Below are 13,875 nucleotides of genomic sequence, written 5' to 3' on the forward strand. Positions count from 1 at the left end.
TATCTTTGGAATACGTGAGTGCCGGCCCAACATCAGAACCGACACCGCCGCAGCTGAACAGGCGGCGGGCGTTGACCGCGCTCGCGGTCGGCGTGGTCGCGCCCAGTGTGCTGGCCGCGTGCTCGGGCAAGTCCAACACATCGTCGCAGGGCGCCGAGGCTCCACCGGCGCCGTCGCTGGCCTATACCCCGACCAACGACGCCTCCGACGTGCTGCCGACGGCCCCCGTGCGGGTCGAGGTCCGCGACGGCTGGTTCCAGCGCGTCAGCCTGACCAATCCCGACGGTAAGGCGGTGGCAGGCGCGGTCAACCGTGAGCGCACCACCTTCACCGCCACCGAGCCGCTCGGCTACGGCGTCGAATACAAGTGGTCCGGGTCGGTGGTCGGCCGCGACGGCAAGGCCGTGCCGGTCGAGGGCGCGTTCACCACAATCAACCCGACGACGACGGTCAACGGCCAGTTTCAGCTCGCAGACGGCCAGGTCGTCGGCGTCGCGGCTCCGGTGATCATCCAGTTCGATGCGGCGATCGACGACGAGTACCGAGCCGACGTGGAGAAAGCGCTGAAGGTCACCACCGACCCGCCCGTCGAGGGCAGCTGGGCGTGGCTGCCCGACGAGGTCGGCGGTTCGCGGGTCCATTACCGCACCAAGGAGTACTACCCGGCAGGCACCAAGGTGACCGTCGACGCGAAGCTCTACGGCGTGAAGTTCGGCGAGGATGCGTACGGCGGCCAGGACGTCTCGCTGAACTTCGCGATCGGGCGCCGCCAGGTCGTCAAGGCCGAAGCGTCGTCGCACCGCATTCAGGTGCTCGACGGCGACGGCGCGGTGATCATGGACTTCCCGTGCAGCTACGGTGAGGGTGACCTGCCGCGCAACATCACCCGCAGCGGTGTCCACGTGGTCAGCGAGAAGTACGAAGACTTCTACATGTCCAATCCGGCCGCCGGCTACAGCAACGTGCACGAACGCTACGCCGTGCGCATCTCCAACAACGGCGAGTTCATCCACTGCAACCCCAACAGCATTGGGGCGCAAGGCAATACGAACGTCACGAACGGCTGCATCAACCTGAACCTGGAAAACGCCCAGCAGTACTTCAACAGCGCGATCTACGGTGATCCGGTTGAGGTCACTGGCACGTCGATCCAACTGTCCTACGCCGACGGCGACATCTGGGACTGGGCAGTCTCGTGGGACGACTGGGTGGCGATGTCGGCGCTGTCGTCGGAGGCGTCGCCGGCATCGATCCCCAGCAAGGCGCCGGTCACTCCGTCAGACGCGCCGCAGCCGGTCAACGGGCGTCCCCCCGGCCGGTAGCCCTACCGGCGGTTGAAGCGCGACGCGCTGGCCTGATCGCGCGGCCGGATCACGATCGTGTCCAGGTTGACGTGTGACGGCCGCGACGCGACGAACCCGATCACCTCGGCGACGTCTTCCGCAACCAGTGGCGTAACGCCGCGATACACGGCGTCGGCGCGTTCGGTGTCGCCGTCGAACCGGCGCAGTGAGAAGTCTGTCTTCACCATGCCGGGCGCAATCTCGGTGAGCCGCACCGGCTTTCCCAGCAGCTCGCCGCGCAGGGTGCGGTGCAGCGCGCCTTGGGCGTGCTTGGCCGACGTGTAACCCGAACCGTTGTCGTAGGTCTCGATCGCCGCGATTGATGTCACGGTGACGATGAGGCCGTCACCGGAATCGATGAGCTTGGGCAGCAGCGCGCGCGTCATTCGCAGCGTGCCCAGTACGTTGGCCTCCCACATCCACCGCCAACGGTCGATGTCGGCCTCGAGCACCGGTTCCAGTCCGCGGGCGCCGCCTGCGTTGTTCACCAGCACATCGACGCGGTCCAGGCGGTCGGTCAGTGCTGAGACGGCCTGCTCATCTGTGACGTCGGTGACGGAAGCGGTGCCGCCGATCTCGGCGGCCAGTGCCGTGATGGGCTCCTCTCGGCGCGCCACGCAGACAACGTGAAACCCTTGGGCAGCAAGGGTTTTCGCTGTTGCTGCGCCTATGCCCGCGCTGGCGCCGGTGACCACCGCGACCCGGCGGTCGGCATCGGGTGTTGTCATGCGACCAACTGTAGAGGGCGGGTCGCTGGGTGAGCTCAATGAGCGTGGAGCTAGTTGGTTGTGCTAAGTTCACGGCGTGACCAGGACATGTCAGCTGATCGGCGCGCGGCGCGCCTGTTGTTGTTGTTGCCGCGCAATCCGCCGCGCCTGACCGAAGTCCGGACGTTCCCTCGTCCTCTTGAGTCGCCAGGTGTGGCCCAGCCCAAACCAGCCGACTACCGATGAGGACACCCCGTGCGCACCACCGCTCTCCGCCAAGTTTCATCCACCGCCCACCCTCGGCAGGCTCCGGCTGCCCACCCCGGCAGGGCGCTGCTGTCCCGCCACCACATCGTCGCGCCGTCGCTGTGCGTCGCTGATGCGGCGGCGGCGTCGGTGTTCAACGCCGCCCGCTCGCGCGGCCCGATCGCCCGCGACGTCATCGCCAAGGTCACCCAGCTGTCGATCGCGACGGTGAACCGTCAGGTCACCGCCCTGCTCGACGCCGGAGTGCTGCGGGAACGCGCCGACCTGGCCGTATCCGGCGCCATCGGCCGGCCGCGGGTGCCCGTCGAGGTCAACCATGAGCCGTTCCTGACGCTCGGCATCCACATCGGCGCACGGACCACCAGCATCGTGGCCACCGACCTGTTCGGTCGCACACTCGACGTCGTCGAGACGCCGACGCCCCGCGGCGCCCAGGCTGCCGCGCTGGCCTCCCTCGCCGACAGCGCCCGGCGCTACCTGAGCCGCTGGCACCGCCGCCGCCCGCTGTGGGTGGGTGTTGCCGCGGGTGGCGTCGTCGACAGCGCCACCGGCTACCTCGACCATCCGCGGCTCGGCTGGTCGGATGCGCCCGTCGGCCCGGTGATCGCCGAAACTCTGGGGCTGCCGGTGTCCATTGCCTCGCACGTGGACGCCATGGCCGGCGCAGAGTTGCTGCTGGGTACGCGGCGCGGGGCGCATCCCGCGACGAGCCTGTACGTCTATGCCCGCGAGACCGTGGGCTACGCGCTGTCGATCGGCGGCCGGGTGCATTCGCCGACCAGCGGCCCGGGCACCATCGCGGGCCTGCCGGCGCACTCGGATCTGTTGGGCGGCACCGGCCAGCTGGAGTCGACGGTCAGCGACGAGGCAGTGCTCATCGCGGCACGCAAGCTGCGGGTGATCCCGGCCGAGGGGCCGTCGTCGACCATGGCTTCGGTGCTGCGAGTGGCCCGGCAGGGCAACGAACAGGCGAGCGCGCTGCTGGCCGAGCGGGCGCGGGTGCTGGGGGAGGCCGTCGCACTGTTGCGCGACATGCTCAACCCGGACGACCTGGTCGTCGGCGGTCAGGCGTTCACCGAGTATCCGGAGGGAATGAGCGTGGTCGAGGAGGCCTACCGCCGGCGGTCGGTGCTGCCGGCCCGCGACATTCGGGTGACCTCGTTCGGCAACCGCGTGCAGGAGGCCGGCGCTGGTGTGGTGTCTCTCGGCGGCATCTACGCCGATCCCATCGGTGCGATGCGCCGGGCACTGATCCGCAGGCCGGAGGCCACGGCCTAGGTTCGCTTGAACGGGGCACGGTGTAGACATGTCTGTGTGCGCCTAGCGACGGATTTGCCCCGGTCGAATGTCGCCGCCGTTGCGGCTCCGCGAAGAGTGGCCGTGCTGTCCGTGCACACCTCCCCGCTTGCGCAGCCCGGCACCGGCGATGCGGGCGGCATGAACGTCTACGTGCTGCAGAGCGCGCTGCAGATGGCCCGCCGCGGAGTTGAGGTGGAGATCTTCACCAGGGCCACCTCGTCGGCCGACCAGCCGACGGTTCGGGTGGCTCCCGGCGTGCTCGTGCGCAACGTGGTCGCCGGTCCTTTCGAAGGCCTGGACAAATACGACCTTCCGACACAGCTGTGCGCATTCACCGCGGGCGTGCTGCGCGCCGAGGCCACTCACGAGCCGGGGTACTACGACATCGTGCACTCGCACTACTGGTTGTCGGGTCAGGTCGGCTGGCTGGCGCGCGACCGGTGGGCGGTCCCGCTGGTGCACACCGCACACACCCTCGCGGCGGTGAAGAATGCGGCGCTCGCCGACGGCGACGCCCCCGAACCACCGCTGCGCGCGGTGGGCGAACAGCAGGTGGTCGACGAGGCCGACCGCTTGATCGTCAACACCGAACACGAAGCTCAGCAACTGATTTCGCTACACCACGCCGACCCGTCGCGCATCGACGTCGTCCACCCCGGCGTCGACCTGGACACCTTCACACCCGGCGACAAACACGCCGCTCGCGCGGCGCTCGGCCTCCGCGACACCGATCGGGTGGTGGCGTTCGTCGGCCGCATTCAGCCGTTGAAGGCGCCCGATGTGCTACTGCGCGCCGCCGCCAAGGTGCCCGATCTGCGGGTGCTGGTGGCCGGCGGGCCGTCGGGCAGCGGGCTGGCCGCACCCGACGGGCTGTTGCGGTTGGCCGATGAACTGGGCATTGCCGACCGGGTGACATTTTTGCCTCCCCAGACCCGCGACCAACTGGTCAACGTGTACCGCGCGGCCGATATGGTCGCGGTTCCCAGCTACTCGGAATCCTTCGGCCTTGTCGCCGTCGAAGCGCAGGCCTGCGGCACACCGGTGGTGGCCGCCGCTGTAGGCGGGTTGCCGGTCGCGGTCCGCGACGGCGTCACGGGGGCGCTGGTCGACGGCCACCGCCCTGACGACTGGGCGCACACGATGGCCGCGCTCTTCGACCGGGGGCCCGCGACGATGAGCCGCGCGGCCGTGGAGCATGCCGCCACCTTTTCGTGGTCGCACACGGTCGACGCCTTGCTCGCCAGCTACGAGCTCGCGATCGGCGACTACCGCGCGCGCCACCAGGCACGCAACGGCGCAGCGCGTCGTAACGGCCGCCGGTTCTCGATGCGACGGGGCGTGCGGGCGTGACGACCGATCCGGCGCAGGTCATCGAGGACGCCTGCAAGGAGAGCGGGCTGGTGTGCACGCGCCACGAAGGCGCGCACGGCGGGCTGCCCGGCATCATCGTCGAGCTGCCGGGTGAGCGGCGGCTGAAGACCAACACGATCCTGTCGATCGGCGAGCACTCGGTACGCGTCGAGGCGTTCGTGTGCCGCAAGCCCGACGAGAACCACGAGGGCGTGTACCGGTTCCTGTTGAAGCGCAACCGCCGGTTGTACGGGGTGACCTACACGCTCGACAATGTCGGCGACATCTATCTGGTCGGCCGGATGGCGTTGGCGTCGGTGACCCCCGACGAGGTCGACCGCGTGCTGGGCCAGGTGCTCGAGGCCGTCGACAACGACTTCAATACGTTGCTGGAGTTGGGTTTCCGCTCATCGATCCAGAAGGAATGGGAGTGGCGGGTCAAGCGTGGTGAATCACTGAAGAACCTGAAGGCCTTCGAGCATCTGATCGACGACGACTAATCCTTTCGTCCATCTCGGCGCGGCCAGCGTGAGCCGCGGATACCGGGATAGTCTCTTCGCCATGGGAGATTCCACGCTGATCCTGCTCCGCCACGGCGAAAGCGAATGGAACGCGCTGAACCTGTTCACCGGGTGGGTCGACGTCGACCTCACCGACAAGGGCAGAGCAGAAGCCGTCCGCGCCGGCGAGCTGATCAAGGAACTCGACCGTCAGCCCGACGTGCTGTACACGTCGCTGCTGCGGCGCGCGATCACCACCGCGAACCTGGCGCTGGACGCCGCCGACCGGCACTGGATCCCCGTGCACCGCGACTGGCGGCTCAACGAGCGGCACTACGGCGCGCTGCAGGGCCTCAACAAGGCCGAGACCAAGGAGAAATACGGCGAAGAGCAATTCATGGCGTGGCGGCGCAGCTATGACACGCCGCCGCCGCCGATCGAATCGGGCAGTGAATACAGCCAGGACGGCGATCCCCGCTACGCCGACATCCCTGGCGGACCGCCGAAGACCGAATGCCTCAAGGACGTCGTCGCCCGGTTCGTGCCCTACTACACCGAGACCATCGTCCCCGATCTGCGGGCAGGCAAGACGGTGCTGATCGCCGCGCACGGCAATTCGCTCCGTGCGTTGGTCAAATATCTCGACCAGATGTCCGACGAGGACGTCGTCGGGCTGAACATCCCCACCGGCATCCCGCTGCGCTACGACCTCGACGGGGACCTGCGCCCGAAGATCATCGGCGGCACCTACCTCGATCCCGAGGCGGCAGCGGCGGGCGCCGCGGCGGTGGCGAGCCAAGGCGCCAAGTAGCCCACCGACGCCCCGTCTGGGGCAAACAGCAGGTGAACGCAAGCCGAACACCTGCGCTTGGCTGTGTGACATGTCCCGATTTGGCCGCACGCTGCTGGGATGACGTTCATCAGTTTCGTACGATTTGCTCGTGAGTGTGGTTTCCGCACTGCTGCTGGCGGTCGTGGCACTGCTCGCGCTGGTGATCGGTGTCGTGGTCGGCGCCGGTCTGGTGCCGAGGCTCCTCGAGCGCAGGCAGCGGCGGGCTGCCGAACAGTCCGGCATCACCGTTTCGGAGATGCTGGCCCACATCGTCTCGCTGTCGCCGGTGGGCATCGTCGTGGTCGACACCTACCGTGACGTCGTCTATCACAACGCCCGGGCCCGCGAACTGGGCTTGGTGCGCGACCGCCTGCTCGACGACCGCGCCTGGCTGGCGGCACAGCGCACTCTCGCCACGGGTGAAGACTGTGAGGTCGACCTCTCCCCGCGCAGGGGCGCGCCGGCCGGGCGTTCCGGGTTGTCGGTGCGCGGCCATGTCCGCCTGCTGACCGAGGAGGACCGCCGGTTCGCCGTCGTCTACGTCGACGACCAGTCTGAGCACGCGCGGATGGAGGCCACCCGCCGCGACTTCGTCGCCAACGTCAGCCACGAACTCAAGACGCCCGTCGGGGCCATGGGTGTGCTCGCCGAGGCGGTGCTCGCGTCGGCCGACGATTCCGAGACCGTGCGCCGGTTCGCGCAAAAGATGGTCGTGGAATCCAACCGGTTGGCGAACATGGTCGGTGAGCTCATCGAGCTGTCCCGGCTGCAGGGCGCCGAACCGCTTCCCGACCTGGAAGCCGTCGATGTCGACACCGTTGTCGCCGAGGCGCTGTCGCGCTACAAGGTCGTGGCCGACAACGCCGAGATCGCCATCACCACCGACGCGCCGACCGGATACAAAGTGCTCGGCGACCAACCCCTGCTGGTAACAGCGCTGGCCAACCTGGTGTCCAACGCAATCGCCTACTCACCCAAGGGATCTCCGGTGTCCATCAGCCGCAGGCGCCGGGGTGACAACATCGAGATCGCCGTGACGGATCGGGGTATCGGCATCGCCGCCGCCGATCAGGAGCGAGTGTTCGAGCGGTTCTTCCGCGTGGACAAGGCGAGGTCGCGTGCCACTGGCGGCACCGGCCTCGGGCTCGCGATCGTCAAACATGTTGCGGCCAACCACAACGGGTCCATTCGGCTGTGGAGTCAGCCGGGCACCGGATCGACCTTCACACTGTCGATCCCCGCTTATCCGGATCGCGTCGGCGAGTCGGACAACCGGTCAGACCAATGAGAGGAAATTGAACGTCCATGACCAACGTGTTGATCGTCGAGGACGAGGAGTCCTTGGCGGATCCCCTCGCGTTCCTGTTGCGCAAGGAGGGTTTCGAAGCCACCGTGGTGGCCGACGGACCTTCTGCCCTTGCCGAGTTCGAGCGGGTCGGGGCCGACATCGTCCTGCTCGATCTGATGCTGCCGGGGATGAGCGGCACCGACGTGTGCAAGCAGTTGCGGTCCCGCTCCAGCGTGCCGGTCATCATGGTGACCGCCCGCGACAGTGAGATCGATAAGGTCGTCGGCTTGGAACTCGGCGCCGACGACTATGTCACCAAGCCGTACTCCGCGCGCGAGCTGATCGCGCGCATTCGCGCGGTGCTGCGCCGCGGCGCCGACCCCGATGAGTCGTCGATCATCGACGGCGTGTTGGAGGCAGGGCCGGTCCGGATGGACGTCGAGCGTCACGTCGTCTCCGTCAACGGTCAGCCGATCACGTTGCCGCTCAAGGAATTCGACCTGCTCGAATACCTGATGCGCAACAGCGGACGGGTGCTCACCCGCGGCCAGCTCATCGACCGGGTGTGGGGCGCCGACTACGTCGGCGACACCAAGACCCTCGACGTACACGTCAAACGCCTGCGGTCGAAGATCGAGGCCGACCCCGCCAACCCGGTGCACCTGGTGACGGTGCGGGGGCTGGGCTACAAGCTCGAAGGCTGAGCGCGCTATTCGGCGGCGCGGGTGGCCGGGTGCACGGCAATCAGCCCTAAACCGCTGCGCCGCTTGCACATTGCCGCCAGCTCCGCATACGCCTTCTCGCCCAGCAGCTCGGTGAGCTCGGGCGCATACGACTGATATACCTGCTTGGTGCCGACGTGGGCGTTCGGGTCACCGGTGCAGTACCAGTGCAGGTCTTCACCACCCTCGCCCCAGCCGCGGCGGTCGTACTCGGTGATCCACGTCTTGAGGATCTCGGTGCCATCGGCCAGCGTCACCCACTCCTGCGTGCGGCGGATCGGCAGCTGCCAGCACACGTCCGGCTTCATGGTCAACGGCTCGACGCCGAGCTTGAGCGCCTTGGTGTGCAGTGCGCAGCCGATGCCGGCCTTGAACCCGGGACGGTTGAGGAAAATGCAGGCACCCTTGTACTTGCGCGTGCGCAGGTTCGGCTCGTCCTCGTACTCGTCCATCTCGAGATAGCCCTTGCGGCCCAGGCCCTTGTCCCGGAATTGCCAGTCGTCGTCGGTCAGCAACTTCACCGCGCGGTCCAGGCGCTTGCGGTCGTCCTTGTCGGACAGGAAAGCGCCGTGGGAGCAGCAGCCGTCGTCTGGCCTGCCTTCGACGGTGCCCTTGCACGCCGGTGTGCCGAACACACACGTCCAACGCGACAGCAGCCACGTCATATCGGCGGCGATCAAATGCTCGGGATTGTCGGGGTCGTAGAACTCCACCCATTCGCGGGCGAAATCCAGTTCCACCTCGCCGGGATGATGTGCCGTCACAGGTGTCAACGCTAGCGCCGAATTCTGTCGAACGCTAAGTTGCCACGGCCGCGAACGTCCGCGGATTTCTGATCCCACGCCACACCGCGGTCCGCGCACGCAGTTCACTCCACGACCGGTTAGGTTGAGTGAGTGCGACTGGGTGTGCTCGACGTGGGCAGCAACACCGTCCACCTGTTGGTGGTGGACGCTCGCCGCGGCGGCCATCCGACGCCGATGAGTTCCACCAAAGCCTCGCTGCGCCTGGCCGAGGCCATCGATTCATCGGGCAAGCTGTCCCGCAAAGGCGCCGACAAGCTCATCGACACGATCGAGGAATTCTCCAAGATCGCTGCCAGCTCGGGCTGCGCGGAGCTGATGGCCTTCGCGACCTCCGCGGTGCGCGACGCCAAGAATTCCGAGGACGTGCTGGCCCGCGTGCTGGCCGAAACCGGGGTGTCCCTTCAGGTGCTCAGCGGGGTCGATGAATCCCGCCTCACCTTCCTCGCCGTGCGCCGCTGGTATGGCTGGAGCGCCGGCCGCATCATCAACATCGACATCGGCGGCGGCTCGCTGGAACTGTCCAACGGAGTCGACGAAGAACCCGAGGCGGCGCTGTCGCTGCCCTTGGGCGCGGGAAGGCTGACCAGGGAATGGTTGCCGGACGACCCGCCGGGCCGCAGGCGGGTGGGCATGCTGCGGGACTGGCTGGCCACCGAGCTCGCCGACCCCGCCGCCGAGCTGCTCAAGGCCGGCACCCCCGACCTGGCGGTCGCGACGTCCAAGACGTTCCGGTCGCTGGCCCGCCTGACCGGTGCCGCTCCGTCGGGGGCCGGCCCGCGGGTCAAGCGCACGCTCACCGCGACCGGCCTTAGGCAGCTCATAGCTTTCATCTCTAGGATGACCGCGGCTGACCGAGCAGAGTTGGAAGGGGTGAGTGCCGAACGGGCGCCGCAGATCGTCGCAGGCGCACTGGTTGCGGAAGCGAGCATGCGGGCCCTTCAGATAGACACCGTGGACATCTGCCCGTGGGCATTGCGGGAAGGCCTGATTCTGCGGAAACTCGATAGCGAAGCCGACGGAACCGCACTGGTGGAGACGTCTGTACGGGAGGCAGACTCCCGGCCCGCCAAGCCCAGAGGCAACACACGATGACAGGACCAGAAGACAGCTACAGCAACACCAGGCCGATATCGGTCGCGGAGTTGCTGGCAAAGAACGGAACGATCGGAGCTCCGCCGGTCGGCGGGCGCCGCAGGCGCCGTCGCGGCAATTCCGACGCCGTCACGGTCGCTGAGTTGACCGGTGAGATCCCCATCATCACCGATGACACCCCCAAGACCGCCCACGAGGCACCGGTCGCCGACGACGTCGACGCGGCCGGTAAGGGCGCCGCGGAGCACGTCGACGAGGACACCGACGTTCGCGAGACCGCCTCCGACCAGGCAGCGCTGACCGAAGAGGAAGCCGACTACGCCGCCCACCTCGAGGAGCGGGAAGAGCAGCCGCTGTTCTTCGAACCCCCGCCGCGGCGCCCCCAGTACACGGGCCTCGGCCCCAAGCGCTATCCCGGCCGCGTCGGCGCCGAGGAGATGAGCCCCGATCCTGTCGACATCGATGACGACGACGCGGTCGAAGCCGTCGCATCGGATCAGGCCCGGACCGCGACGGCCCCCGCCACCGACACCGACGACGACGCGTTGCCGTCGTATCTTCGCTCGTCGGGCGGAACGCTGTTCGGCGGCGAAACCGGCACCGCCCACCGCGGCGGCCCCAGCCTGGACGACCTCGAGTTCGGCGACGCCGACGTCGAGCACGAGGAGGAGGACCTCGAGGGCGACGACTTCGACGTCGAGGCCGAGTCACCGATGTCGTCGTTGGCCCGCGGCGCTCTCGTCGTCGGCCAGTGCATCGTCGCGGTGCTCTTCGGAGCGGGCCTGTTCATCGCCTTCGACCAGCTGTGGAAGTGGAACAACATCGTCGCGTTGGTGCTGTCCGTGCTGGTCATCCTCGGCCTGGTGGTCGGCGTTCGCATCGTGCGCAAGACCGAGGACATCGGCAGCACTCTGATTGCGGTGGCGGTCGGCGCCCTGGTCACGCTCGGGCCGCTGGCGTTGCTGCAATCGGGTTAGCCGCCTGAGCGATCGTGCGCCCAGCCATCAAGGTCGGTCTGTCGACGGCCTCGGTCTACCCGTTGAGGACCGAGGCCGCTTTCGAGTACGCGGCACGGCTGGGTTACGACGGTGTCGAGCTGATGGTGTGGGCCGAATCGGTCAGCCAGGACATCGACGCCATCGAGAAGATGTCGCAGAAGTATTCGGTGCCGGTGCTGTCGGTGCATGCGCCGTGCCTGCTGATCTCACAGCGGGTGTGGGGCGCCAACCCCATCCCCAAGCTGGACCGCAGCGTGCGCGCCGCCGAGCAGCTGGGCGCGCAGACGGTCGTGGTGCATCCGCCGTTCCGCTGGCAGCGCCGCTACGCTGAGGGCTTCACCGAACAGGTCGCCGAGCTCGAAGCGGGCAGCGATGTGATGGTGGCCGTGGAGAACATGTTCCCGTTCCGCGCCGACCGGTTCTTCGGGGCGGGGCAAACCTCGATCGAGCGCATGCGCAAGCGCGGCGGCAGACCCGGACCCGGCATATCGGCGTTCGCGCCGTCCTATGACCCGTTGGACGGCAACCACGCCCACTACACCCTCGACCTGTCACACACCGCGACGGCCGGCACCGACGCCATCGACATGGCCCGCCGGATGGGCGGGGGTCTGGTCCATCTGCATCTGTGCGACGGCAGCGGCGCTTCGACCGACGAGCATCTGGTGCCCGGCCGCGGTACTCAACCGACGGTGGAAGTCTGCGAAATGCTTGCCGGAAGCGACTTTTCGGGACATGTCATCCTCGAGGTGACCACCTCGGGCGCGCGCACCGCCGCCGAGCGGGAAACGCTGCTCGACGAATCGCTTCAATTCGCCCGCAAGCACCTGCTGCGCTGAACCTAAGGACGGAATGTCAGCATCCACTCTGTTCACCGACGCCATGGCGCTCACGCCGGCCGGTGACGGCCGCTACGACGGCGAGCTGAACGAACACTGGACGATCGGGCCGAGGGGATCGGGGCCGAAGGTGCACGGCGGCGCGATGTTGGCGCTGTGTGCGAATGCGGCCCGTCTGGAGTACGGCCTGGAGTCCGGCAACGACGCGTCCTGGCCGATCGCGATCTCGGGAAACTTCCTGTGGGCGCCGGATCCCGGCCCGATGCGCGTGACGACGACCGTGCGCAAGCGTGGCCGCCGGGTGGGCCTGCTCGACGTCGAGCTCTCCCAAGGCGATCGGACCGCCGTGCGGGCGGCCGTCACGATGGGCGAGCCGGAGCATCACGTGCAGCCGCTGCTGTCGGTCAATCCGGTGGTGGCGCTCATGCCGCCGGAGCCGCCGCCGGGCCTAGAACCGATCGGCCCGGGCCATCCGATGGCCGACGTAGTCAACCTTGCCCACGGGTGCGATATCCGGCCGTCGCTGACAACGCTGGCCCCGCGCAGCGACGGCGGGCCGCCCATCATCGAGTACTGGGTGCGGCCCAAAGGTGTCGCGCCGGACCCGTTGTTCGCGCTGCTGTGCGGCGATGTGTCGGCGCCGGTGACGTTCGGTGTCAACCGATTCGGCTGGGCGCCCACGGTGCAACTGACGGCGTTTCTGCGCACGCTGCCCGCCGACGGCTGGCTGCGCATCGTGTGCACCACTGTGCAGATCGGTCAGGACTGGTTCGACGAGGACCACGTCGTCGTCGACTGCGAGGGCCACATCGTCGTGCAGACCCGCCAACTCGCGATGGTGCCGCCGGCTCAGTAATCCGCACGCCCGTCTGCAATGCTTTGACCGTGGCAAGGATCGCGATCATCGGCGGTGGCAGTATCGGCGAAGCGCTGCTGGCGGGGCTGCTGCGCGCAGGCCGCCAGGCGAAGGACCTCGTGGTGGCCGAGAAGTCGCCGGAGCGGGCGAAGTACCTGTCGGAAACGTATTCGGTATTGGTCACCACGGTGGCCGACGCCGCGGAGAACGCCGGGTTCATCATCGTCGCCGTAAAGCCCGCCGATGTGTCGGTGATCATCGAGGAGATCGCCGACGCGGCCGCACACGCCGAAAGTCAAAGTGTGGAACAGGTTTTCGTGACGGTGGCCGCGGGCGTCACCACCGACTACCTTGAATCCAAGCTGCCCGCGGGCGCACCCGTGATCCGGGTGATGCCCAACGCGCCCGTCGTCGTTGGCGGCGGCGTGAGCGCGCTGGCGCCCGGCCGGTTCGCGACCGTCGAGCAGCTCAAGGAGGCGGCGGCGATCTTCGATGCTGTTGGCGGTGTGCTGACCGTCGCCGAGTCGCAGATGGATGCCGTCACGGCGCTGTCGGGCTCGGGGCCCGCCTATTTCTTCTACGTGGTCGAGGCGTTGGTCGACGCGGGCGTTGCGGCCGGCCTGAGCCGTTCGGTGGCCACCGATCTGGTAGCGCAGACGATGGCCGGTTCGGCGGCGATGCTGCTCGAACGCCTCGACGCCGCACAGTCGGCCAGCGACTACGCCTTGTCGACCGCGATGGACACCACGCCGGCCCAGCTGCGGGCGACGGTCACCTCCCCGGGCGGCACAACGGCCGCTGGTCTGCGGGAACTCGACAAGGGCGGCGTGCGGGCCGCGCTGGCCGAGGCCGTGGAGGCCGCCAGACGCCAATCTTCGCAGCTCGGAATCTCATCGGGGTAATTCAACGAATTTGGATCGATTACCCCACACCCGTCGCAATAACCCCAATAACCCCGCTATTCTCCTCGTGTAAG

At 67.9% G+C, this 13,875-nt stretch carries 14 protein-coding genes; 12 read left to right on the forward strand and 2 right to left on the reverse strand.

Annotated elements, in window-relative coordinates; genetic code table 11:
* Positions 1–14 precede the first annotated feature (14 nt).
* Complete coding sequence (locus tag A5651_RS22900) at positions 15–1,322, forward strand: Ig-like domain-containing protein (RefSeq protein ID WP_066986666.1); 1,308 nt, start codon at positions 15–17, stop codon at positions 1,320–1,322.
* A gap of 2 nt (positions 1,323–1,324) precedes the next feature.
* On the opposite strand, the gene A5651_RS22905 is transcribed toward A5651_RS22900, so the two are convergent.
* Positions 1,325–2,071 carry an SDR family oxidoreductase gene (locus A5651_RS22905; protein WP_066986473.1) on the reverse strand — a complete coding sequence of 249 codons (747 nt, stop codon included), beginning with the start codon at positions 2,069–2,071 and terminating at the stop codon, positions 1,325–1,327.
* Between the two features lie 234 nt (positions 2,072–2,305).
* Here A5651_RS22905 and A5651_RS22910 point away from each other — a divergent pair, with 234 nt between their 5' ends.
* From A5651_RS22910 to regX, 6 genes are all read left to right on the forward strand, one after another.
* A complete protein-coding gene (locus A5651_RS22910; protein ID WP_066986477.1) occupies positions 2,306–3,595 on the forward strand; it encodes an ROK family protein in 1,290 nt (429 codons plus the stop codon).
* A 36-nt stretch (positions 3,596–3,631) separates the two neighbouring features.
* Positions 3,632–4,966: a D-inositol-3-phosphate glycosyltransferase gene (mshA, locus tag A5651_RS22915; RefSeq protein ID WP_066986480.1), complete on the forward strand. Its 1,335-nt coding sequence runs from the start codon at positions 3,632–3,634 to the stop codon at positions 4,964–4,966.
* Entirely contained in the window at positions 4,963–5,466 is a 504-nt protein-coding gene (locus tag A5651_RS22920) for a YbjN domain-containing protein (RefSeq protein ID WP_066986482.1), read from the forward strand. Before mshA ends, A5651_RS22920 begins: the two co-directional genes overlap by 4 nt.
* A gap of 61 nt (positions 5,467–5,527) precedes the next feature.
* Positions 5,528–6,277: a phosphoglyceromutase gene (locus A5651_RS22925; RefSeq protein WP_066986484.1), complete on the forward strand. Its 750-nt coding sequence runs from the start codon at positions 5,528–5,530 to the stop codon at positions 6,275–6,277.
* Positions 6,278–6,407: 130 nt separating this feature from the next.
* Positions 6,408–7,586 carry a cell wall metabolism sensor histidine kinase WalK gene (locus A5651_RS22930; protein WP_066986487.1) on the forward strand — a complete coding sequence of 393 codons (1,179 nt, stop codon included), beginning with the start codon at positions 6,408–6,410 and terminating at the stop codon, positions 7,584–7,586.
* A 17-nt stretch (positions 7,587–7,603) separates the two neighbouring features.
* Positions 7,604–8,290: a two-component sensory transduction protein RegX gene (gene regX / locus A5651_RS22935; RefSeq protein ID WP_066986489.1), complete on the forward strand. Its 687-nt coding sequence runs from the start codon at positions 7,604–7,606 to the stop codon at positions 8,288–8,290.
* A gap of 5 nt (positions 8,291–8,295) precedes the next feature.
* Here the strand turns inward: regX and A5651_RS22940 are convergent, their stop codons facing one another.
* Entirely contained in the window at positions 8,296–9,072 is a 777-nt protein-coding gene (locus A5651_RS22940; protein ID WP_066986492.1) for a hypothetical protein, read from the reverse strand.
* 132 nt (positions 9,073–9,204) lie between these two features.
* Here A5651_RS22940 and A5651_RS22945 point away from each other — a divergent pair, with 132 nt between their 5' ends.
* Genes A5651_RS22945 through proC form a run of 5 tightly spaced genes read left to right on the forward strand, consistent with a single transcriptional unit; the run spans position 9,205 to position 13,801 of the window.
* On the forward strand, positions 9,205–10,206 hold the full coding sequence (locus A5651_RS22945; RefSeq protein ID WP_066986495.1) for a Ppx/GppA phosphatase family protein: 1,002 nt from the start codon (positions 9,205–9,207) through the stop codon (positions 10,204–10,206).
* A complete protein-coding gene (locus tag A5651_RS22950; protein WP_066986498.1) occupies positions 10,203–11,183 on the forward strand; it encodes a hypothetical protein in 981 nt (326 codons plus the stop codon). Before A5651_RS22945 ends, A5651_RS22950 begins: the two co-directional genes overlap by 4 nt.
* Positions 11,184–11,197: 14 nt before the next feature.
* Positions 11,198–12,043 carry a sugar phosphate isomerase/epimerase gene (locus tag A5651_RS22955; protein ID WP_066986501.1) on the forward strand — a complete coding sequence of 282 codons (846 nt, stop codon included), beginning with the start codon at positions 11,198–11,200 and terminating at the stop codon, positions 12,041–12,043.
* 13 nt (positions 12,044–12,056) lie between these two features.
* The gene (locus A5651_RS22960) at positions 12,057–12,899 is read left to right on the forward strand and encodes a thioesterase family protein (RefSeq protein WP_066986505.1); all 843 of its coding nucleotides are present in this window, start codon (positions 12,057–12,059) and stop codon (positions 12,897–12,899) included.
* Positions 12,900–12,928: 29 nt separating this feature from the next.
* A complete protein-coding gene (gene proC / locus A5651_RS22965; protein ID WP_066986508.1) occupies positions 12,929–13,801 on the forward strand; it encodes a pyrroline-5-carboxylate reductase in 873 nt (290 codons plus the stop codon).
* Positions 13,802–13,875: the final 74 nt, after the last annotated feature.

This window comes from Mycobacterium sp. 1274761.0 (assembly GCF_001668615.1).
In the GTDB taxonomy this organism is placed as follows: domain Bacteria; phylum Actinomycetota; class Actinomycetes; order Mycobacteriales; family Mycobacteriaceae; genus Mycobacterium.

What these genes read in the sequence shown, in the direction of transcription:
- A5651_RS22905 (WP_066986473.1), bottom strand. Translation starts at nt 2,071, where the DNA reads ATGACAACACCCGATGCCGACCGCCGGGTCGCGGTGGTCACCGGCGCC.
- A5651_RS22925 (WP_066986484.1), top strand. Translation starts at nt 5,528, where the DNA reads ATGGGAGATTCCACGCTGATCCTGCTCCGCCACGGCGAAAGCGAATGG.
- regX (WP_066986489.1), top strand. Translation starts at nt 7,604, where the DNA reads ATGACCAACGTGTTGATCGTCGAGGACGAGGAGTCCTTGGCGGATCCC.
- A5651_RS22950 (WP_066986498.1), top strand. Translation starts at nt 10,203, where the DNA reads ATGACAGGACCAGAAGACAGCTACAGCAACACCAGGCCGATATCGGTC.
- A5651_RS22960 (WP_066986505.1), top strand. Translation starts at nt 12,057, where the DNA reads ATGTCAGCATCCACTCTGTTCACCGACGCCATGGCGCTCACGCCGGCC.